The sequence below is a fragment of the Streptomyces sp. NPDC038280 genome, assembly GCF_055600045.1.
Genome location: NZ_JBVJYZ010000004.1, coordinates 241,294 through 261,722, shown reverse-complemented (window position 1 = coordinate 261,722; position 20,429 = coordinate 241,294). Strand labels below are relative to the sequence as shown.

General features: G+C 71.2%; 18 protein-coding genes. 15 read left to right on the top strand and 3 right to left on the bottom strand.

Annotated features, from left to right (window positions below; all coding sequences use genetic code 11):
• The first annotated feature begins 46 nt into the window (after positions 1 to 46).
• The 6 genes from ACZ7J0_RS12010 to ACZ7J0_RS11985 all read left to right on the top strand — a co-directional run bounded on the left by ACZ7J0_RS12010 (position 47) and on the right by ACZ7J0_RS11985 (position 6,972).
• Complete coding sequence (locus tag ACZ7J0_RS12010) at positions 47 to 1,069, top strand: DNA-directed RNA polymerase subunit alpha (RefSeq protein ID WP_003956430.1); 1,023 nt, start codon at positions 47 to 49, stop codon at positions 1,067 to 1,069.
• Between the two features lie 121 nt (positions 1,070 to 1,190).
• On the top strand, positions 1,191 to 1,682 hold the full coding sequence (gene rplQ / locus ACZ7J0_RS12005) for a 50S ribosomal protein L17 (RefSeq protein WP_470886445.1): 492 nt from the start codon (positions 1,191 to 1,193) through the stop codon (positions 1,680 to 1,682).
• An 83-nt stretch (positions 1,683 to 1,765) separates the two neighbouring features.
• On the top strand, positions 1,766 to 2,620 hold the full coding sequence (gene truA / locus ACZ7J0_RS12000; protein WP_470886443.1) for a tRNA pseudouridine(38-40) synthase TruA: 855 nt from the start codon (positions 1,766 to 1,768) through the stop codon (positions 2,618 to 2,620).
• A 343-nt stretch (positions 2,621 to 2,963) separates the two neighbouring features.
• Positions 2,964 to 4,379, top strand: a complete 1,416-nt coding sequence (locus tag ACZ7J0_RS11995; RefSeq protein ID WP_470886765.1) for a glycosyltransferase family 2 protein — start codon at positions 2,964 to 2,966, stop codon at positions 4,377 to 4,379.
• Positions 4,379 to 5,359 (top strand): glycoside hydrolase family 26 protein, encoded by a 981-nt coding sequence (locus ACZ7J0_RS11990; RefSeq protein WP_470886441.1) that lies wholly within the window; start codon positions 4,379 to 4,381, stop codon positions 5,357 to 5,359. Before ACZ7J0_RS11995 ends, ACZ7J0_RS11990 begins: the two co-directional genes overlap by 1 nt.
• Positions 5,359 to 6,972: a glycosyltransferase family 39 protein gene (locus ACZ7J0_RS11985; RefSeq protein ID WP_470886440.1), complete on the top strand. Its 1,614-nt coding sequence runs from the start codon at positions 5,359 to 5,361 to the stop codon at positions 6,970 to 6,972. The genes ACZ7J0_RS11990 and ACZ7J0_RS11985 overlap by 1 nt, the downstream gene beginning before the upstream one ends.
• A 142-nt stretch (positions 6,973 to 7,114) precedes the next feature.
• Here the strand turns inward: ACZ7J0_RS11985 and ACZ7J0_RS11980 are convergent, their stop codons facing one another.
• The gene (locus ACZ7J0_RS11980) at positions 7,115 to 7,990 is read right to left on the bottom strand and encodes a hypothetical protein (protein ID WP_470886438.1); all 876 of its coding nucleotides are present in this window, start codon (positions 7,988 to 7,990) and stop codon (positions 7,115 to 7,117) included.
• A gap of 56 nt (positions 7,991 to 8,046) precedes the next feature.
• On the opposite strand from ACZ7J0_RS11980, the gene ACZ7J0_RS11975 reads away from it, so the two are divergent.
• The 5 genes from ACZ7J0_RS11975 to glmM all read left to right on the top strand — a co-directional run bounded on the left by ACZ7J0_RS11975 (position 8,047) and on the right by glmM (position 14,085).
• Positions 8,047 to 9,669, top strand: a complete 1,623-nt coding sequence (locus ACZ7J0_RS11975) for an ABC-F family ATP-binding cassette domain-containing protein (RefSeq protein ID WP_469122283.1) — start codon at positions 8,047 to 8,049, stop codon at positions 9,667 to 9,669.
• Between the two features lie 76 nt (positions 9,670 to 9,745).
• Positions 9,746 to 11,320 carry a serine/threonine protein kinase gene (locus ACZ7J0_RS11970; protein ID WP_470886436.1) on the top strand — a complete coding sequence of 525 codons (1,575 nt, stop codon included), beginning with the start codon at positions 9,746 to 9,748 and terminating at the stop codon, positions 11,318 to 11,320.
• 266 nt (positions 11,321 to 11,586) lie between these two features.
• Entirely contained in the window at positions 11,587 to 12,030 is a 444-nt protein-coding gene (gene rplM, locus ACZ7J0_RS11965; RefSeq protein ID WP_470886434.1) for a 50S ribosomal protein L13, read from the top strand.
• Positions 12,031 to 12,074: 44 nt separating this feature from the next.
• Positions 12,075 to 12,593, top strand: coding sequence for a 30S ribosomal protein S9 (gene rpsI / locus ACZ7J0_RS11960; RefSeq protein WP_470886432.1), 519 nt, complete (start codon positions 12,075 to 12,077; stop codon positions 12,591 to 12,593).
• A gap of 133 nt (positions 12,594 to 12,726) precedes the next feature.
• Entirely contained in the window at positions 12,727 to 14,085 is a 1,359-nt protein-coding gene (gene glmM / locus ACZ7J0_RS11955; RefSeq protein ID WP_470886430.1) for a phosphoglucosamine mutase, read from the top strand.
• Positions 14,086 to 14,131: 46 nt separating this feature from the next.
• Here the strand turns inward: glmM and ACZ7J0_RS11950 are convergent, their stop codons facing one another.
• Together ACZ7J0_RS11950 and coaA are read right to left on the bottom strand one after the other, a co-directional pair.
• Positions 14,132 to 15,052 (bottom strand): DUF389 domain-containing protein, encoded by a 921-nt coding sequence (locus ACZ7J0_RS11950; RefSeq protein WP_468708333.1) that lies wholly within the window; start codon positions 15,050 to 15,052, stop codon positions 14,132 to 14,134.
• A gap of 11 nt (positions 15,053 to 15,063) precedes the next feature.
• Positions 15,064 to 16,053: a type I pantothenate kinase gene (gene coaA, locus ACZ7J0_RS11945; protein WP_470886428.1), complete on the bottom strand. Its 990-nt coding sequence runs from the start codon at positions 16,051 to 16,053 to the stop codon at positions 15,064 to 15,066.
• A gap of 72 nt (positions 16,054 to 16,125) precedes the next feature.
• On the opposite strand from coaA, the gene ACZ7J0_RS11940 reads away from it, so the two are divergent.
• The 4 genes from ACZ7J0_RS11940 to ACZ7J0_RS11925 are packed head-to-tail and all read left to right on the top strand — an operon-like array spanning position 16,126 to position 20,039.
• On the top strand, positions 16,126 to 16,356 hold the full coding sequence (locus ACZ7J0_RS11940) for a hypothetical protein (RefSeq protein ID WP_470886426.1): 231 nt from the start codon (positions 16,126 to 16,128) through the stop codon (positions 16,354 to 16,356).
• Positions 16,357 to 16,386: 30 nt separating this feature from the next.
• Positions 16,387 to 18,234, top strand: coding sequence for a glutamine--fructose-6-phosphate transaminase (isomerizing) (gene glmS / locus ACZ7J0_RS11935; RefSeq protein ID WP_470886424.1), 1,848 nt, complete (start codon positions 16,387 to 16,389; stop codon positions 18,232 to 18,234).
• A gap of 7 nt (positions 18,235 to 18,241) precedes the next feature.
• Entirely contained in the window at positions 18,242 to 18,610 is a 369-nt protein-coding gene (locus tag ACZ7J0_RS11930; RefSeq protein WP_470886422.1) for a holo-ACP synthase, read from the top strand.
• 4 nt (positions 18,611 to 18,614) lie between these two features.
• Positions 18,615 to 20,039 (top strand): NAD(P)H-hydrate dehydratase, encoded by a 1,425-nt coding sequence (locus ACZ7J0_RS11925; RefSeq protein ID WP_470886420.1) that lies wholly within the window; start codon positions 18,615 to 18,617, stop codon positions 20,037 to 20,039.
• Positions 20,040 to 20,429: the final 390 nt, after the last annotated feature.

The window sequence follows — 20,429 nt, the reverse complement described above, 5'->3', positions numbered from 1 at the left end:
CTCAGGACATCAAATAGTGGGTGTCCATGACTGAAGGATTCACACCATGCTGATCGCTCAGCGTCCCTCGCTGACCGAAGAGGTCGTCGACGAGTACCGCTCGCGGTTCGTCATCGAGCCCCTGGAGCCGGGCTTCGGCTACACGCTCGGCAACTCCCTGCGTCGTACGCTCCTCTCCTCGATCCCGGGTGCGGCGGTCACGTCCATCCGTATCGACGGTGTCCTGCACGAGTTCACCACCGTGCCGGGCGTCAAGGAGGACGTCACCGACCTCATCCTGAACATCAAGCAGCTGGTCGTCTCCTCGGAGCACGACGAGCCGGTCGTGATGTACCTGCGCAAGCAGGGTCCCGGCCTGGTCACCGCTGCTGACATCGCCCCGCCGGCCGGTGTCGAGGTGCACAACCCCGACCTGGTGCTCGCCACGCTCAACGGCAAGGGCAAGCTGGAGATGGAGCTGACCGTCGAGCGCGGTCGCGGCTACGTCTCCGCCGTGCAGAACAAGCAGGTGGGCCAGGAGATCGGCCGTATCCCGGTCGACTCCATCTACTCGCCGGTGCTCAAGGTCACGTACAAGGTCGAGGCGACCCGTGTCGAGCAGCGCACCGACTTCGACAAGCTGATCGTCGACGTCGAGACCAAGCAGGCCATGCGGCCGCGTGACGCCATGGCGTCCGCCGGTAAGACGCTGGTCGAGCTGTTCGGTCTGGCGCGTGAGCTCAACATCGACGCCGAGGGCATCGACATGGGCCCGTCCCCGACGGACGCCGCCCTTGCCGCCGACCTGGCGCTGCCGATCGAGGAGCTCGAGCTCACCGTTCGTTCGTACAACTGCCTCAAGCGTGAGGGCATCCACTCCGTGGGTGAGCTCGTGGCGCGCTCCGAGGCCGACCTGCTCGACATCCGCAACTTCGGTGCGAAGTCGATCGACGAGGTCAAGGCGAAGCTGGCCGGCATGGGCCTGGCCCTCAAGGACAGCCCGCCCGGATTCGACCCGACCGCCGCCGCCGACGCCTTCGGCGCCGACGACGACGCGGACGCGGGCTTCGTCGAGACCGAGCAGTACTAAGCAGTACGGCGGGGTCCGGGGCTTCGGCCCCGGCCCCCGCACAGACTTCCGGCGGGCACTAGCCCGTCGGTAACTGACACCGGTACCTGACACGGCCGGTGCAGACACAAGGAGAAACACCATGCCGCGTCCCGCAAAGGGTGCCCGTCTGGGCGGCAGCGCCGCGCACGAGAAGCTGCTCCTCGCCAACCTGGCGAAGTCGCTCTTCGAGCACGGCCGCATCACCACGACCGAGGCCAAGGCCCGCCGCCTGCGTCCGGTCGCCGAGCGCCTGATCACCAAGGCGAAGAAGGGCGACATCCACAACCGTCGCCTGGTGCTTGCCACGATCACGGACAAGAGCATCGTCCACACGCTCTTCACCGAGATCGCGCCGCGCTACTCCGAGCGCCCGGGTGGCTACACCCGCATCACCAAGATCGGCAACCGTCGTGGCGACAACGCCCCGATGGCTGTGATCGAGCTGGTCGAGGGTGAGATCGCCAAGAAGGCGACCGTCGCCGAGGCCGAGGCCGCCACCAAGCGTGCGGTCAAGGAGTCCGACGAGGCCAAGGCCGCTGAGGCCGAGGTCGTCGAGGACGCCAAGCCGGCCGACGAGGCCAAGGACGCCTGAGCGTTCTGAAGGCTGGTGAGCGGGCCCGTCCCTTCGGGGGCGGGCCCGTTCCGCTTTGTTCTGGTTCTGAGAGGAGCTGTCGCGTGAGCGATGAGGTGAAGCCCGGGTTCGTGCGGGTGCGGCTGGATCTGTCGTACGACGGCAGGGACTTCTCCGGGTGGGCCAAGCAGGCCGGGGGGCGCCGGACCGTGCAGGGGGAGATCGAGGACGCGCTGCGCACGGTCACCCGGTCCAAGGAGACGTACGAACTGACGGTCGCGGGCCGGACCGACGCGGGGGTGCACGCGCGCGGGCAGGTCGCGCACGTCGACCTCCCGGAGCCGCTCTGGGCGGAGCACCGGGACAAGCTGCTGCGGCGGCTGGCCGGGCGTCTCTCGCACGACGTACGGGTGTGGAAGGTCGAGGAGGCCCCGCCGGGCTTCAACGCGCGCTTCTCGGCGATCTGGCGGCGGTACGCCTACCGGGTCACCGACAACCCCGGTGGTGTCGACCCGCTGCTGCGCGGCCATGTGCTGTGGCACGACTGGACGCTCGACATGGACGCGATGAACGCGGCCGCCGAAGCGCTGGTCGGGGAGCACGACTTCGCGGCGTACTGCAAGAAGCGCGAGGGCGCGACCACCATTCGTACGCTGCAGCAGCTCTCGTGGGAGCGGCGGCCCGGAGGGATCCTCGAAGCGACCGTGCGGGCCGACGCCTTCTGCCACAACATGGTGCGCTCGCTGGTGGGCGCGCTGCTGTTCGTCGGGGACGGGCACCGGCCGGTGGACTGGCCGGGCAAGGTGCTGGCCGCGGGAGTGCGTGACTCGGCGGTCCATGTCGTGCGACCGCACGGGCTCACGCTCGAGGAGGTCGGCTATCCGGCCGACGAGCTGCTCGCCGCCCGCAATCTGGAGGCGCGCAACAAGCGCTCACTCGGCACGGGCGGCTGCTGCTGAGGGGGCGCGCCCCGCCGCCGTGGTCGGTTTATACGGCATTCGGTTAAAAGTGGCAAAAGGTGCAGTCGTGTCGCGTTGGTGCGTGCTGAGCTCGTCCTAGATTCGCGGCAGGCCTCCTTGTTCCGTGCGAGGCAGACGGTCAGGGAGTTCAGGGATGAGTTCGATCGAGGCCACCCGTGTCGCTCACGACGTGGCGCAGCAGCCCGCCGGTCACGCGGCAGGGGGCGGTCCCGAGCGGCACGGCCTGCTGCCTTCACCTCCCGACAACATGGAGAGGGACTCGTACGCCAAGCGGCATCTGTGGGTGCTGACGCTCGGATCCTTCATCGGCTTCAGCTGCCTGATGGTCAGTCAGTTCAGGCTGGCCTCGTCGTCGCCATTGCTCTGGGTGTGCGCACCTCTGCTGGCGTTCACCGTGATCTACTACGTGATCTCTCTTCGGGTGAATGCCTTCAGCCGGGATTTCGACATGGGGGAACACAGGCGGCTGGTGCGTGAGTGGCGGCCCGCCGTTCACCCGTCGGTCGATGTCTTCCTGCCGGTGTGCGGTGAGCCGATCCACGTGCTGCACAACGCCTGGACGCATGTGCGGGCTCTCGCCGACCGCTATCCGGGAGTCTGCGATCCCTTCGTCCTCGATGATTCCGCGAGTCCGGAACTGGAGGCCATGGCCGCCGACTTCGGGTTCCGGTACGGCACCCGCCCCAATGCCGGCTGGTTCAAGAAAGCGGGAAACCTCCACTTCGGCTTCGGCCGTTCGGACGGGAAGTACATCCTGATCCTCGACGCCGACTTCACCCCGCGCGCGGATCTGCTCGAGGAGGCGCTTCCGTACCTGGAAGCGGACGAGAGCATCGGCATCGTCCAGACCCCGCAGTACTTCCGGGTGCTCCATGCCCAGAACTGGATCGAGCGCGGCGCGGGCGCGGTGCAGGAGCTGTTCTACCGGGCCGTCCAGGTCTCACGGCAGAGCCGCGACGGCGCCATCTGCGTGGGCAGTTGCGCCGTATACCGACGGGCCGCGCTGGAGGAGAACGGCGGCACGACGCTGATCGAGCACTCGGAGGACGTACACACCGGGTTCGACCTGCGGAGCCTGGGCTGGGACCTGCGCTATCTGCCCGTGGCGGTCTCCGCCGGTGTCTGCCCGGACAACGCCGACGCGTTCTTCAACCAGCAGTACCGCTGGTGCTCCGGCTCGATGAGCCTGCTGAGCAGCAAGAAGTTCTGGCGCACGCCCCTGCGGGTGTCCAGCCGCCTGTGCTACCTGTCCGGCTTCCTCTACTACATCCACACCGCGGTGTTCACCTTCGCCGCGCCCCTGCTTCCCGTACTCCTGCTGGTGGCGCTCCCGGAGAAGCTCCGGATCGAGAACTTCCTCCTGGTGCTTCCCAGCGCCCTGTACGTCACGGTCCTCCTGCCCGCGTGGCACCGTGCCCCGTACCGGCTGGAGGCATGGGCCGTCCGTCTGATGTACGGCTGGGCGCACGTCTTCGCGATCTGGGACATCCTCCGCAAGAACAGCATGTCCTGGCAGGCCACCGGATCCTCGGGAGGCAAGCGGAACAGGACCAGGCGGTTCTGGCTCGGCATGTGGGTGTGGAGCGGTGGCACTGCCCTGATCTGGGTGGCCGCCGCGCTCTGGCGGATGCTTACCCGCTACCCGCCCGACTTCGCGTTCGTCCTCTGCGCCGGACTCATGTACGCGGCGATCGTCGCTCGGGTCCTTGTGCAGCCTCGAGAGGTGAACCCCGGCTGATGTCTCCTTCCCCTTCCTCCCTCGCCCGCTGCGCGATGGTGACGGCCGTGCTGCTGGCCCTGTCCGGCTGCGTCCCGCTGAGCGCTCTCCGGCCCCCTGCCCCGACCCGGGCGGCGGTCCACATCCCGGTCGACGTACGCCCGCTCATCCACCCGCCCAAGAAGTACTTCGGCGCCGCCCTGGAGAAGGCTCCGACATCGATGGCGCCGGTGCGCGCGTACACCAAGGACGTGGGGAAGAAGCCGAACCTCATCGGGTACTACGCCGCCTGGGGCAACGGGTTCAACGCGGCCGGTGTGCGCAGGGCCTGGCAGGCCGGTGCCCTGACCCTGATGTCCTGGGAACCGTTCAAGGTCTCCTTCGCCGCCATCGCCGACGGCGAGTCGGACGCCTACCTCACGACGTACGCCACGGCGGTCCGCAAGCTGAACGTACCCGTCGCGATCAGCTTCGCCGACGAGATGAACGGCTTCTGGGACCCCTGGGGGACCAAGGCCTCCGCCCCGCGGGACTACGTGCGCGCCTGGCGTCACATCCACGACGTGTTCACCCGTGCGGGCGCCGGCAACGTCATCTGGACGTGGTCACCGAACGTCATCAACCCGGTCAGGGACGTCGCGCTGCGGCCCTACTACCCGGGTGACGCCTATGTCGACTGGGTCGGGTTGATCGGGTACTTCACCACGTCCGACGGCAGCACCTTCGATGAGCTCTTCGGGCCGACGATCCGGCAGATCCGCACCTTCAGCGGCAAGCCGCTGCTCATCACCGAGACGGGGGCGGAGTCCGGTGAGCGAAGAACCGCCGATGTGCGCCACCTGCTCAAGGGTGTCGAGGGCGCCGACGACATCGTCGGTTTCGTCTGGTTCAACTTCAAGAAGCGCGAGGACTGGCGGCTGTCCGTCAATCCGGCGGCTCTCGCGGAGTTCAGACGCCTGGCGGCCGGCGAACTCTTCGGCTTCGACGTGCGGAAGGTCTGATGACGTCCACCGAACCACCACGTCCGCGCATTGACCCGCAGCTCGGTGTGGTCCGTCCCCGGCACAACCAGGGCGAGCCGGCCTATCTCATTCCGAAGGTTCCGGAGGCGAGTTGGGACATGGGGCCCAGCCCCCGTCGCACCTGGTTGTGCCGCGCGCTCCTCGTCTGCGTCCTGGCCGTGCAGGCGATGTTGTCGCTGCGGCTGGAGAACACGGCCTTCCAGCGGGAGGCCCTCGACCTGATGGCGGGTCACGCGCTGCTCGGTCGTTTGCTCGAAGTCACTCCGGTCCTGGCGGACCACACCGGCCAGCTCGCCGGCTCGCCGTTTCTTCATCCGGTGCTCGCCGCGGCGGTGGACGCCCGGCTCGGCCTGCCTGGAGCCCGCCTGGTGAGTCTGCTCCTCGCGCTGGGCACGACGGCGCTGCTGTACTCCTTCACCCGGCGGATGTTCAGCGAACGGCCGGCGCTGGCGGCGGCCGCCGTGTTCGGGGTGACCCCCTCCACGATCGTGCTGGGGAACCTCGCCACCGGCGACGCGCCGGCGCTCTTCCTGCTCGCCCTGGCGAGCTGGCTCGTCGTGCGGACCGTCCGCGCGCCGGCCGTCGCCGTGCTGCTCGCGGCCCCCGCCGCGGCTCTGGCCGTCGCCACGAAGTACGCCGCCGGGTTTCAACTGCCCACGCTGGTCCTGCTCGCGCTGATCGTCTCCTGGCCGCACCAGGGCAGGGCGGCCCTCGCACGCGCCGCGCTGCTCTGCTTCGGCATCGCGGCTCCGCTCGTCGCGGGGGTGTATTTCACCGACCTGCTGGACGGGGTACGGGCCGTCGCCACCGCGGCCGATGGCGGCGACAGGTCCCCGTCGCGGCTTCTGGGACAGTCCCTGTGGGGGAGCGGTCTGCTGTGCGTCACGGCCTGCGGCGGCGCTGTCGCGTACGCCCGCCGCGGCCGGATGAACGAATCTCCGCAGGTCAGCGGGCTCGCCACCCCGGGTTCGGCCTGGCGCGCGCTCCTGGGGCTGGTGCTGTGCGGCGCCGTTGTGATCGCGCCGGTGTGCCGGATCCTCCTCGCCCCACAGAGCGCCCTTCACGAGGACGTGGGCTTCGCGCTGCTGTTCGCCGCTCCCATGGCCGGGATCGGGGTGACCCGGATCATCGGTGCCCACTTCCGTCATCCGCAGCCGGCCTGCGCACTCTGGGTCGCCATGCTCTGCCTGGGGCTCACCCTGTCGACGGCCCGGTTCGCCTCGTGGCCGGACGCGAGCCGCCTCAACGCACTGCTCAGGGAACACGTCACCCCCGCCGGCCGCTACCTGGCCTCGACGCCCGTCTCCGCGTACCACCTCCGTGACATCACCGACCAGAGCCGCTGGACCTCGCTGCACACCATCGGTTACCCCGATGACAAGGGCAGAGTGCTCCGAGGGGAGAACGGCTACCGCAGGGCCATCGAGGACGGCTGGTTCGACATGGTCGTGCTCGACGGGGTCGCCGCCCCGCGGATGGAGAAGGTCGTCGCCGATGCCGTGCGACACAGCAGTCGGTACCGCCTGCTCGGCACGGTGCCGTTCGAGCTCGGTGAGAGCACGGGCACGTACCGGATCTGGGTGAGGCGGTGATGTGGGCCTCAGGCTCTGCGACGGGTGCTGCGCACGGCGCGTGCCGCCGAGGAGGGGCCGCCGCCCGCTGGGCGCGGCGGGTCGGGGTGCTCCTCCGCCGGCTGTCCGCTGACCGCAGCCGTCGCGCCGGCCTACCCCGCGGTCATTCCCCGGGAGCGGCCGCGGCCGCCGAGGCCTGGGTGCGGCCGCGGGCGTAGATCTGGTTGAACGTGAAGTTGGCCAGGTCGTCGCTGGCCGTGAAGACGCCCTGGTCGCCCTTGGTCACCTTCTTGCCGTTGGTGAACCCGGCCTGGGTGAAGTAGGCGTACCTGCCGAGGGAGTTGGCGCGGCGCAGACACACCGTGGCCCGGCAGAAGTCGGCGATGCCGGAGCCGGCGAGCGGGGCGATGCCGCCGGTCGCCTGGTCCTTCGCGCGCAGCGCCTCGGCCTCGGTGGAGAAGACGGCGACGCCGACGGTGATGGCGACACCGTCCTTCTCGTACGTGGCGCGGATCACGCGGTCGCAGCCGTTCTTCTGCAGGACACCGCCGAGGCCGCCCTGGGTGACGGAGGCGCAGTCGGTCGTCGAGGAGGTCGCGCCCTTCGTGTAGGCGCGGCCGCTCATCGTGAGCTTCTTGCCGGGGAAGAGGGAGTCGGCGCTCAGCGGCGCGCGGTCCTTCTGCTCCGTGGCGATGAAGTCCTTGGGGTTCGGCGGGGGCGGCGGGGCGACCGAGGAGAACGACGGCTGGGGCTGCGTCGTGTCGCTCGGCAGGTCGGTGGCCGTGGGAAGCGCGGTGCCGTTCTTGCCGGAGTCGCCGGTCCCGGAGTCGTTGTTGGAGGTCACCACGGCGGTCGCGACGATCGCGGCGACCGCGACGGTGGCGAGGGCGCCGCCGCCGATCATGAGCCAGCGCTTACGGCGTGCGCGTGCGGCCGAGGCGTCGGCGAGTGCGCCCCAGTCCGGTGTCTGCGGCTGCTGCTGGTGCTGCCCGAACGGCTGCTGCGGCTCTTGCGGCCACTGGGGTCCCCCGAAACTCATGCCGCGCATCCTAAACCGGTTGGGCGCAGGTCGAGACGGCGGCGACAATGCGGACCATGGGACATGTCGAGGCCGCGCATCTTGAGTACTACCTTCCGGATGGGCGGGTCCTGCTGGGAGACGCCTCCTTCCGCGTGGGGGAAGGTGCCGTCGTCGCGCTCGTCGGCGCCAACGGGGCCGGGAAGACCACCCTGCTCCGGCTGATCTCCGGGGAGCTCCAGCCGCACGGCGGCTCGGTGACCGTCAGCGGCGGTCTCGGCGTGATGCCGCAGTTCGTCGGCTCGGTGCGCGACGACCGCACGGTCCGTGACCTGCTCGTCTCGGTGGCGCAGCCGCGGATCCGCGAGGCCGCGAAGGCCGTCGACGAGGCCGAGCACCTGATCATGACGGTCGACGACGAGGCCGCGCAGATGACCTACGCGCAGGCGCTGAGCGACTGGGCCGAGGTGCAGGGGTACGAGGCCGAGACGGTCTGGGACATGTGCACGACGGCGGCGCTGGGGATGCCCTACGACCGCGCGCAGTTCCGCGAGGTGCGCACCCTCAGCGGCGGCGAGCAGAAGCGGCTGGTCCTGGAGTCGCTGCTCAGGGGCCCGGACGAGGTCCTGCTGCTCGACGAGCCGGACAACTATCTGGATGTCCCGGGTAAGCGGTGGCTGGAGGAGCGGCTGCGGGAGACCCGTAAGACCGTGCTCTTCGTCTCCCACGACCGGGAGCTGCTGGCCCGGGCCGCCGAGAAGATCGTGGCCGTGGAGCCGGGGCCCGCCGGGTCGGACGTGTGGGTCCACGGCGGGGGCTTCGGCACCTTCCACGAGGCGCGGCGGGAGCGGTTCGCGCGGTTCGAGGAGTTGAAGCGTCGCTGGGAGGAGAAGCACGCCCAGCTGAAGAAGCTGGTGCTGAACCTGAGGCAGGCGGCGGCGGTCAGCCATGAGATGGCCTCGCGGTACGCGGCGGCGCAGACGAGGCTGCGGAAGTTCGAGGAGGCCGGTCCGCCGCCGGAGCCGCCGCGCGAGCAGGACATCCGGATGCGGCTGCGGGGCGGCCGTACCGGCGTGCGTGCCGTGACCTGCGAGGGCCTTGAGCTGACGGGTCTGATGAAGCCGTTCTCGCTGGAGGTCTTCTACGGCGAGCGGGTGGCCGTCCTCGGTTCGAACGGCTCCGGCAAGTCCCACTTCCTGCGGCTGCTCGCCGGGGACCCGTCGGTGGCGCACACCGGCACGTGGAAGCTGGGCGCCCGGGTCGTGCCCGGCCACTTCGCGCAGACCCACGCGCACCCGGAGCTCAAGGGCCGCCCGCTCGTCGACATCCTGTGGACCGAGCACGCGAAGGACCGCGGCGGGGCGATGTCCGTGCTGCGGCGGTACGAGCTGGAGCGGCAGGGGGACCAGCCCTTCGACCGGCTGTCCGGCGGCCAGCAGGCCCGCTTCCAGATCCTGCTGCTCGAGCTGTCCGGAACGACCGCGCTGCTGCTCGACGAACCGACCGACAACCTGGACCTGGAGTCGGCCGAGGCCCTCCAGGACGGCCTGGAGGCGTACGAGGGAACCGTCCTCGCGGTGACCCACGACCGCTGGTTCGCGCGCTCCTTCGACCGGTATCTGGTCTTCGGCTCGGACGGGGTGGTCCGGGAGACGACGGAGCCGGTGTGGGACGAGCGGCGGGTGGAGCGGGCGCGCTGAGCGCGCGGGACGACCGCGGCCGATAACCCTGCGCGCCCGCTTGCCCGTCGGTAAGGTGCCTGCCGGGGGTGGGGGTATGCGGGCGGGGCAGAAGTGCGGGCCGTTCACCGTGCTCGCGGAGGTGGCCAGCGGGGGCATGGGGCGGGTCTATCTCGCCCGTTCGCCCGGGGGCCGGCTGGTGGCGGTCAAGACACTCCTCACCGACAGCGAGGACGACCGGCGGCGGTTCGCCCGCGAGGTGGGGCTCGCCCGGCGCGTGAGGGGCGTCTACACCGCGAGCGTGGTGGACGCGGACGCCGCGGCCGACGTCCCGTGGATGGCGACCGAGTACGTCCCCGCTCCCTCGCTGAAGGATCTCGTGGAGCGCTGCGGAACCCTCGGCCCGCGCGCCCTGTACTGGGTGGCGGCGGGGATGGCCGAGGCCCTGGTGTCGCTCCACGCGGCGGGTCTGGTGCACCGGGACGTCAAGCCGTCGAACGTACTGCTGCCGCTCGACGGCCCACGGGTGATCGACTTCGGCATCTCCCAGGCCCATGACGTGACCCGTACGGAGACGGCCCTGGGCACCGTCGCCTACGCGTCGCCCGAGCAGGCGCGAGGCGAGCCGACGACCATCGCCTCCGACGTCTTCTCGCTCGGCGCGACCCTCTTCTACCTGGCCGTCGGCCGGGCGCCGTATCGCGACGGCGGGGCCGGCCCGGCGATGGAGCAGCTGGTGCGCGCCGCGACGGGCGACCTCGACCTCGACGGGCTGCCGGACGGGCTCGGGGCCCTGGTACTGCCCTGCCTGGCCCTCGACCCGTCGAAGCGGCCCACCCCCGCGGACCTGCTGGACTACACCTCGCAGCGGCTGGACGGGGGGACCGACGCCCGGCGCGAGTGGCTCGGCCCGTCCTGGACGGCGGAGATCGAACGCCACCGGCAGGACCGGCTGCGAGCGGTCGAGGAGGCGAGCCGGGCGGTGGACCCGGACGCGGCGACGACCCCCGTGCCGGCGCCCCCGCGCACGGCGGCGCTGGAGACCGGAGCCACGACGGAGGGCCGGCCGGATCCATGGGCAGGGCCGGACACCCGGCCGGGCGGAACGCCGGCACGCGGGCGGCTGTGGTGGGCCGTCGCGGCGGCCGCGCTCGTCGTCGCCGGGACCGCGCTGGCCGTCGTACGGCCCTGGGAGGCCGACGCCCGGACGATCGGCGCGCCCGTCGCGCCGCTGCGCTTCCTGGAGGTGGAGAGCGTGCGCCAGGGGGTGTGCTTCTCCGACCAGCCAGGGGCGATGCCCCTGGAGTCCCCGCCCCCCAAGGGCCGCTCCTTCACCTCCGACAACCGCGACATGTGCGTGGTGACCAAGAGCACGGACGGGATGACCGTCGGCCGTTTCGAGGACGTCCGGGTCGTGGAGTCGGACACGCCGGGCACGTGGCGGGTCAGTGTCACCTTCCGGGACGCCGACCGGTCCGCCTTCAGCGCGCTGAGCGGCAAGGTCGCGGGGCGGGCCGGGCCGGGGAACCAGCTGGCCATGGTGCTCGGCGAGGACAGGCTGGTCAGCCATGTCGTCGTGATGGAGAAGCTGACGGGGCGGACGGTGCAGATCAGCGGGGCCTACAACCGGAACCAGGCCGACGCCCTGGCCCGCGCGCTCGGCGCGCCCTGACCGGCCCGGGGCCCGGGGACGCGTTTTGACCCGGGCGGGGGACGCCGAGTATTCTTCTGGTTCGTTATGCGTATTGGCTTGGTCGTTCTCACGCGAGGGGCCCTTACGCCGGTCCACCGGGCCGATGACCAGCGGCAGGCACTCGGGTTGCGTCCCCGTAGCGCCGCCAAGGCTGTCGTGATCGTCCAGGTGGGCTTGTCAGGACCCATCTCCTGAGCCCTCTGGGCCGGGAGAACTCCATCACTGAAGAAGCGAAGGCTACGACCGTGCGTACGTACAGCCCCAAGCCCGGCGATGTCACGCGCCAGTGGCACATCATCGACGCGCAGGACATCGTCCTGGGCCGTCTGGCGACTACGGCAGCGAACCTCCTCCGGGGCAAGCACAAGCCGATGTACGCCCCCCACATGGACATGGGCGACTTCGTCATCATCATCAATGCCGACAAGGTCCACCTGTCCGGCAACAAGAAGACCCAGAAGATGGCGTACCGCCACTCCGGCTACCCGGGTGGTCTCCGCTCCGTCCGTTACGACGAGCTCCTCGCGAAGAGCCCCGAGAAGGCCGTCGAGAAGGCCATCAAGGGCATGATCCCCAAGAACACCCTGGGCCGTCAGATGCTCTCGAAGCTGAAGGTCTACGCGGGCGACCAGCACCCGCACGCTGCTCAGCAGCCGGTCCCGTACGAGATCACCCAGGTCGCGCAGTAGTTCCGGCCACACCCCCTAAGAACGAAAGAAATCTGAGGAGAATCGTGGCCGAGACCACTGTTGAGACCCCCGTCGAGGGCGAAGAGACCTACGCGGAGGTCACCACCTTCGAGTCCGAGGTCCCCGTCGAGGGCGAGTACACCACCGAGTCGCTGGCTTCCCGCTTCGGCGACCCGCAGCCGGCCGCCGGCCTGGGCCGTCGCAAGAACGCCATCGCCCGCGTCCGGATCGTCCCGGGCACCGGCAAGTGGAAGATCAACGGTCGCACCCTTGAGGACTACTTCCCCAACAAGGTGCACCAGCAGGAAGTCAACGAGCCCTTCAAGGTGCTCGAGCTCGACAACCGCTACGACGTCATCGCCCGCATCTCGGGTGGCGGCGTCTCCGGTCAGGCCGGCGCCCTGCGCCTCGGCGTGGCCCGCGCGCTGAACGAGGCGGATGTCGACAACAACCGCCCGGCGCTGAAGAAGGCCGGCTTCCTCTCCCGCGACGACCGTGCGGTCGAGCGCAAGAAGGCCGGTCTCAAGAAGGCCCGTAAGGCCCCGCAGTACAGCAAGCGCTAAATCGCCTGCTCGGCCTGCTTTGAACGTACGCCCCGGCGGCACCTCTGTGCTGTCGGGGCGTACGTCTTTCCACGACCTCAGGGCACACAAAGCCCTGGAGGCCTGTATTTCGGAGCATTTTCGGAGGACAACTGTGGGACGACTCTTCGGCACGGACGGCGTGCGCGGTGTCGCCAACGCGGATCTGACGGCGGAGCTCGCGCTCGGTCTGTCGGTCGCGGCGGCGCATGTGCTCGCCGAGGCGGGCACCTTCGAGGGGCATCGGCCGACCGCCGTGGTCGGGCGGGACCCGCGTGCGTCGGGAGAGTTCCTGGAGGCCGCCGTCGTGGCGGGTCTCGCGAGCGCGGGCGTGGACGTCCTGCGCGTCGGTGTGCTGCCCACCCCGGCGGTGGCGTATCTCACCGGTGCGCTCGGCGCCGACCTCGGCGTGATGCTCTCCGCCAGCCACAACGCCATGCCCGACAACGGCATCAAGTTCTTCGCGCGCGGCGGTCACAAGCTCGCCGACGAGCTGGAGGACCGGATCGAGACCGTCTACGAGGAGCACCGCACCGGTGCCCCGTGGCAGCGGCCGACCGGGGCGGGCGTGGGCCGGGTCACCGACTACGACGAGGGCTTCGACAAGTACGTCGGCCACCTGATGACCGTTCTGCCCAACCGGCTCGACGGGCTGAAGGTCGTCCTCGACGAGGCGCACGGCGCCGCCTCCCGGGTGTCGCCCGAGGCGTTCACCCGTGCCGGTGCCGAGATCGTCACCATCGGCGCCACGCCGGACGGGCTCAACATCAACGACGGCTGCGGCTCGACGCACCTGGACCTCCTCAAGGCCGCCGTCCTCGAACACGGCGCCGACCTGGGCATCGCCCACGACGGCGACGCGGACCGCTGCCTCGCCGTGGACGCGGCGGGCGACGAGGTCGACGGCGACCAGATCCTGGCCGTACTGGCCCTCGCCATGCGCGAGGCCGGCACCCTGCGTGGCGACACGGTCGTCGCGACCGTCATGTCCAACCTGGGTTTCAAGATCGCCATGGAGCGCGAGGGCCTGCAGCTGGTGCAGACCGCCGTGGGCGACCGGTACGTCCTGGAGTCGATGAAGGAGCACGGGTACGCGCTGGGCGGCGAGCAGTCGGGCCATGTGATCGTGCTCGACCACGCCACCACTGGTGACGGCACCCTGACCGGTCTGATGCTGGCCGCGCGGGTCGCCGCCACGGGCCGTTCGCTGGCGGAGCTGGCCGGCGTGATGGAGCGGCTGCCGCAGGTACTGATCAATGTGCCGGACGTCGACAAGTCCCGCGTGAAGACCTCCGCCGAGCTGGCGGGCGCGGTCGCCGAGGCCGAGCGTGAGCTGGGCGAGACCGGGCGGGTGCTGCTGCGTCCCTCGGGTACGGAGCCGCTGGTGCGGGTCATGGTCGAGGCGGCGGACATCGAGCAGGCGCGGACGGTCGCCGGGCGACTGGCCGACGTGGTGAAGTCCGCGCTCGGGTAGATACCCGCCGCATGTCGAGGCCCCGGGGCGGATGTCCGCCCCGGGGTCAGCGCGTGCGCGACCAGAGCCACTTCTGGGTCAGGAGCGTCAGCGTGCCGGCGAGGACGATGCCGCCCAAGTTGGCCATCAGCTGGCCGGCCGAGCCGGAGAACTGGCCGTAGTCCGTGTAGCTGAACGCCACGGCGGCGTTCGCCGCCGCCGGGACCGTGGTCACCGAGATCGCGACGCCGATCAGCGCGCCCGACTTCGCCGAGGTCAGCGAGAGCGTGCCCGCGATGCCCGCCAGGAAGGCGACCACGAAGGACATCCAGTCCGGCTTCCAGATGAAAGCGGTGTTCGGGCGGGCCGCCTCGACCATCGAGCGTTCGAAGAGGCCGAGCGCGTCCATCAGCCAGGCGAAGCCCGCCGTCATCACCATCGCCGCCGCGAAACCGACGAGCAGGGCCACCAGAGAGCGCCACACCAGCCGGGGCGCGCGCTGTACCAGCGCGGTGGAGATGCCGGCCAGCGGGCCGAACTCGGGGCCCACCGCCATCGCGCCCACGATCAGGATCGCGTTGTCGAGCATCACACCGCACGCGGCCAGCATCGTGGCGACCGCGAGGAAAAGGACGTACGTGACGGAGAGCGTCGACTCCTCGTGGGTCGCCTCCGTGAGCGCCTCCCACAGCACCGCGTCCGCGCCCTCGCCCGGCGCCTCGTCCTCCGCCTTGTCGGCGCGCTTCGAGAGCGAGAGGTCGATGTTCTCCACGGCGATCGAACCGTCCCGGTCGATGCCCAGGGCCTTCAGGTCGGCGATCAGTTCGTCGCCCGCCTCGCGGGCGACGTCGCACAGCACGAGGTCCCCGGCCGGGTTGCGGGCGGCGCCGGGCACGATCGCGAGATGGGTCGTGCCCACCGTCTTCTCGAGCGTACGGACGACCTCGTCGGTGCGGTCGGACGGGACGATCAGACGGAGATGCAGCACCCCGTGGCTCCTCAGAGTTTGCGCAGGGACAGGCGCTGGACCTTGTGGTCCGGACCCTTGCGTACGACGAGCGTCGCACGGCCACGCGTCGGAGCCACGTTCTCCAGCAGGTTCACCTTGTTGATGGTCCGCCACATCGTGCGCGCGTAGTCGAGGGCCTCGTCCTCGGAGACCTGGGTGTATTTGCGGAAGTACGAGAAGGGGTTCTGGAACGCCGTCTCGCGCAGCCGGCGGAAGCGGTTGAGGTACCAGCGCTCGATGTCCTCGGGGCGGGCGTCGACGTACACGCTGAAGTCGAAGTAGTCGGCGAGGCCGACCCGGGTGCGGCCGTCCTGGCCGGGGAGAGCCGGCTGCAGGACGTTGAGGCCCTCGACGATCAGGATGTCGGGACGGCGGACGGTGAGGCGCTCGCCCGGGACGATGTCGTAGATGAGGTGCGAGTAGACGGGGGCGCTGACCTCTTCCTTGCCCGCCTTGATGTCGGCCACGAAGCGGGTCAGGGCGCGCCGGTCGTACGACTCGGGGAAGCCCTTCCGCGACATCAGGCCGCGCCGCTTGAGCTCCTCCATGGGGTAGAGGAAGCCGTCGGTGGTGACCAGCTCGACGCGCGGGTGCTCGGGCCAGCGGGCCAGCAGTGCCTGGAGGAGACGCGCGACGGTGGACTTGCCGACCGCGACCGACCCGGCGACCCCTATGACGAACGGGGTGCCCTGCTGGGTGCCGTGGCCGTTGCCCGCGTCACCCAGGAAGGTGTTGAGGGCGCCGCGGAGGTTGGCGGTCGCTCCCACGTACAGATTGAGCAGCCGGGACAGCGGCAGATAGATGTCGCGGACCTCGTCGAGGTCGATGACGTCGCCGAGACCGCGGAGCCGCTCGACCTCCTCCGCGCTGAGCGGCAGGGGGGTCTTGTCGCGCAGGGCGCTCCACTCGGCCCGGGTGAGGTCGACGTAGGGCGTGGCCTCGGCCCGGCGAGGAGTGCTTCGTGGCGGCGAAGTGATCACAGGGACATTGTCGGGGGTGCGGGGCGGTTGTGGGTCGTGTGCTCGGTCACGTGGGGGTATGACGGGCGTCCTGTGGGGGCTCGCCGCGGGCGAGAGGAAACCGCCGCCTGCGGCGGGTCGGCGTCGGGGGGCGGTGACAAGGGCGCGGCCCAGCGCCCGCGGGCGCCCGTCCCCGAGGCGCCGGCCCTGGCCGCGGTGCGCCAGGGCAGCACCCGCGCGTCGTTCGCCGCGAGACGTCTCTCCCTCGAGGTCGAGAAGCAGCCGAAGCCCGTCATCGACGCGCAGGTGGCGAAGCTCAGCTGACGCGGGCCGAGGTCGCCGTAGGCTGCCGCCATGTGCGGAATCGTGGGTTACGTCGGCGGGCAGTCGGCGCTTGATGTAGTGATCGCGGGCCTCAAGCGGCTCGAGTACCGGGGCTACGACTCGGCCGGGGTCGCGGTGCTCTCCGACGGAGGCATGGCCGCGGCGAAGAAGGCGGGCAAGCTCGTCAACCTGGAGAAGGAGCTGGTGGACCGGCCGCTGCCGAGCGGGTCCACCGGCATCGGACACACCCGGTGGGCCACCCACGGAGGGCCCACCGACGCCAACGCGCACCCGCATCTCGACAACGCGGGCCGGGTCGCCGTCGTCCACAACGGCATCATCGAGAACTTCGCGGCACTGCGGGACGAGCTCACCGAGCGCGGGCACGCGCTGGCGTCGGAGACCGACACGGAGGTCGTCTCGCATCTGCTCGCCGAGTCCTTCTCCTCGTGCGGGGACCTGGCCGAGGCGATGCGGCAGGTGTGCCGGCGCCTCGAGGGGGCCTTCACACTGGTCGCGGTGCACGCCGACGAGCCGGACGTCGTGGTCGGCGCGCGGCGCAACTCACCACTGGTGGTGGGCGTGGGGGAGGGCGAGTCCTTCCTCGCGTCCGACGTGGCCGCGTTCATCGCCCACACGCGGTCGGCGATCGAGCTGGGGCAGGACCAGGTCGTCGAGCTGCGCCGCGACGGTGTCATGGTCACGGACTTCGAGGGGGCGCCCGCGGAGGTGCGGGCGTACCACGTGGACTGGGACGCCTCGGCCGCCGAGAAGGGCGGCTACGACTACTTCATGCTCAAGGAGATCGCCGAGCAGCCCAAGGCGGTCGCCGACACGCTCCTCGGGCGGATCAACGCGGCGGGCTCGCTGACCCTCGACGAGGTCCGGATCCCCGACGCGGTGCTGCGCGAGGCCGACAAGGTCGTCATCGTGGCGTGCGGTACGGCCTTCCACGCCGGTCTGATCGCCAAGTACGCCATCGAGCACTGGACCCGCATCCCGTGCGAGGTCGAGCTGGCGAGCGAGTTCCGCTACCGGGACCCGATCCTGGGGCCCCGCACGCTGGTCATCGCGATCTCGCAGTCCGGGGAGACGATGGACACCCTGATGGCCCTGCGTCACGCCCGTGAGCAGGGAGCCAAGGTGCTGGCCATCTGCAATACCAACGGCTCCACGATTCCTCGCGAGTCGGACGCGGTGCTGTACACGCACGCCGGACCCGAGGTCGCCGTCGCCTCCACGAAGGCGTTCCTGACGCAGCTCGTGGCCTGCTATCTGGTGGCGCTCTACCTGGGGCAGATCCGTGGCACCAAGTGGGGCGACGAGATCCACGCGGTGATCCGGGACCTCGCGAAGATCTCCGACGAGGTGGAGCGCGTCCTGGAGACGATGGAGCCGGTGCGGGCCCTGGCGCGGTCGCTCGCCGAGAAGGACACGGTGCTGTTCCTGGGGCGGCACGTCGGCTACCCGGTGGCGCTCGAAGGCGCGTTGAAGCTCAAGGAGCTCGCGTACATGCACGCGGAGGGCTTCGCGGCGGGCGAGCTGAAGCACGGTCCGATCGCGCTGATCGAGCAGGATCTGCCGGTCGTGGTCGTCGTGCCGTCGCCCCGGGGGCGCTCGGTCATCCATGACAAGATCGTCTCCAACATCCAGGAGATCCGGGCACGCGGTGCGCGGACGATCGTGATCGCGGAGGAGGGGGACGAGACGGTCGTGCCGTACGCCGACCATCTGATCCGGATCCCCGCGACGCCCACGCTGCTGCAGCCGCTGGTGGCGACCGTGCCCCTGCAGGTCTTCGCCTGCGAGCTGGCGACGGCCCGGGGCAACGAGGTGGACCAGCCGAGGAATCTGGCGAAGTCGGTGACGGTGGAGTGAGCGTCGAATGATCATCGGGGTGGGGATCGACGTGGCGGAGGTGGACCGTTTCGCCGCGTCGCTGGAGCGGACACCGGGGCTGCTGCACCGGCTGTTCCTGGAGCGCGAGTTGCTGCTTCCGAGCGGGGAGCGGCGCGGGGCGGCGTCACTGGCGGTGCGGTTCGCCGCGAAGGAGGCCGTCGCCAAGGCGCTCGGCGCGCCGGCCGGGCTGCACTGGACCGACGCCGAGATCTACGTCGAGGAGACCGGGCAGCCGCGGCTGCGGGTGCGCGGGACGGTGGCGGCTCGGGCGGCGGAACTGGGCGTACGGAACTGGCATGTGTCCCTCAGCCACGACGCGGGGGTGGCGTCGGCGGTGGTGATCGCCGAGGGTTGACCGTATGCGTACCGCTCACCGCGTCGAGAACGTCCGGGCCGCCGAGGCCGAACTGATGGCACGTCTGCCCGAGGGCGCGCTGATGCAACGGGCCGCCGCCGGGCTCGCGGCCGCGTGCTGCTCGCTCCTCGGGAGGGTGTACGGGGCCCGGGTCGTCCTCCTCGTAGGCAGTGGGGACAACGGCGGCGACGCGCTCTTCGCCGGGGCGCGGCTGGCCCGGCGGGGCGCCGGCGTCTCGGCCGTCCTGCTCGGCTCGCGCGCGCACGAGGGCGGTCTCGACGCGTTGCGCCGGGCCGGCGGGCGGGTGGTGGACGATCCCTTCGAGGTGCTCGCCGCGGCGGATCTCGTCCTGGACGGGATCACCGGCATCGGCGGGCGCGGGGGACTGCGCCCGGACGTGGTGCCGGTGACGCGGGCGGCCCGCGGCTCGAACGCGGTCGTGGTCGCCGTGGACCTGCCGAGTGGCGTCGACGCGGACACCGGGGAGGTGGCGGGGGAGGCGCTGCGGGCGGACGCGACGGTCACCTTCGGTACGTACAAGCCGGGGCTGCTGATCGATCCGGCGCGGGAGTACGCCGGGGCGCTGCGGCTCGTGGACATCGGGCTCGACGACCACCTGCCGTCCGTTCCGGAGGCGGAGGCGCTGCAACACGCGGACGTGGCGCGGATGTTGCCGGTCCCGGCGGCGGAGAGCGACAAGTACCGGCGGGGCGTGGTGGGGATCGTCGCCGGATCGGCGCGCTATCCGGGCGCGGCGGTCCTGGCGGTGGCGGGCGCGCTGCGGGGCGGCGCCGGCGCGGTGCGCTACGTCGGCCCGGCCGGGGACGCGGTGATCGCGCGCCACCCCGAGACCCTGGTGCACGCCGGGCCGCCGGCGAAGGCGGGACGGGTGCAGGCATGGGTCGTCGGCCCGGGTCTCGGCGACGGTCCCGGGGTCGCGGAGGTCCTCGCCTCCGACGTCCCGGTGCTCGTGGACGCGGACGGCCTGCGGGACCTCTCCCCGGACGCCGTGCGGGGCCGTACGGCTCCGACACTGCTGACCCCGCACGCCGGGGAGGCGGCGGCGCTGCTCGGCGTGGCCCGCGAGCGGGTCGAGGCGGCGCGGCTGGACGCGGTACGGGAGCTGGCCGGGCGGTACGGGGCGACGGTCCTGCTCAAGGGCTCGACGACCCTGGTGGCCTCGGCCTCCGGCCCGGTCCGCGCGAATCCGACGGGCACGTCCTGGCTGGCCACGGCCGGCAGCGGCGACGTCCTCTCGGGCCTGGCGGGCTCCCTCCTCGCGGCCGGCCTGCTCCCGCACGACGCGGCCTCGACGGCGGCCTACCTCCACGGCCTCTCGGCCCGCCGCATGTCGAACGGCGGCCCGGTGACGGCGCAGGACGTGGCGGAGGGGATCAGGGGGGCGTGGGGAGACGCGAGCGGTACCTAGACGGGCACGGCCACTTCTCCCCCGGGGCCCCTTCCCGAACCAGGGCCCCCGGCTCATCCCCGCGCCGCGCGGACCCCCGACCCACCCGCCTCCCCCCGGGCGGTGGCCGCGCCACGCCCCAGCCCGGGGCGCGGGGTGTCCGGCTCGCCGCGCGCGTGGGCGGGCCCCGGCCGGGGCCCGCCCACGGCTCGCCGCGCGCCGGCGGCGAACCCCCGCCGTCCGGCCGCTGCTGTCCAGGCCGCGCGCGTGGGTGCCGACGGGCCCCCGCGTCTCGGCCGGCGCCTTGCCCCGCCGAACCCGGGCCCCGGCTCACCCCCGCGCCGCGACGATCCCCGACCCACCCAGCCCCACCCCCTCGAAACGGGGGAACCCCGGCCCTCTTCGCCGCGC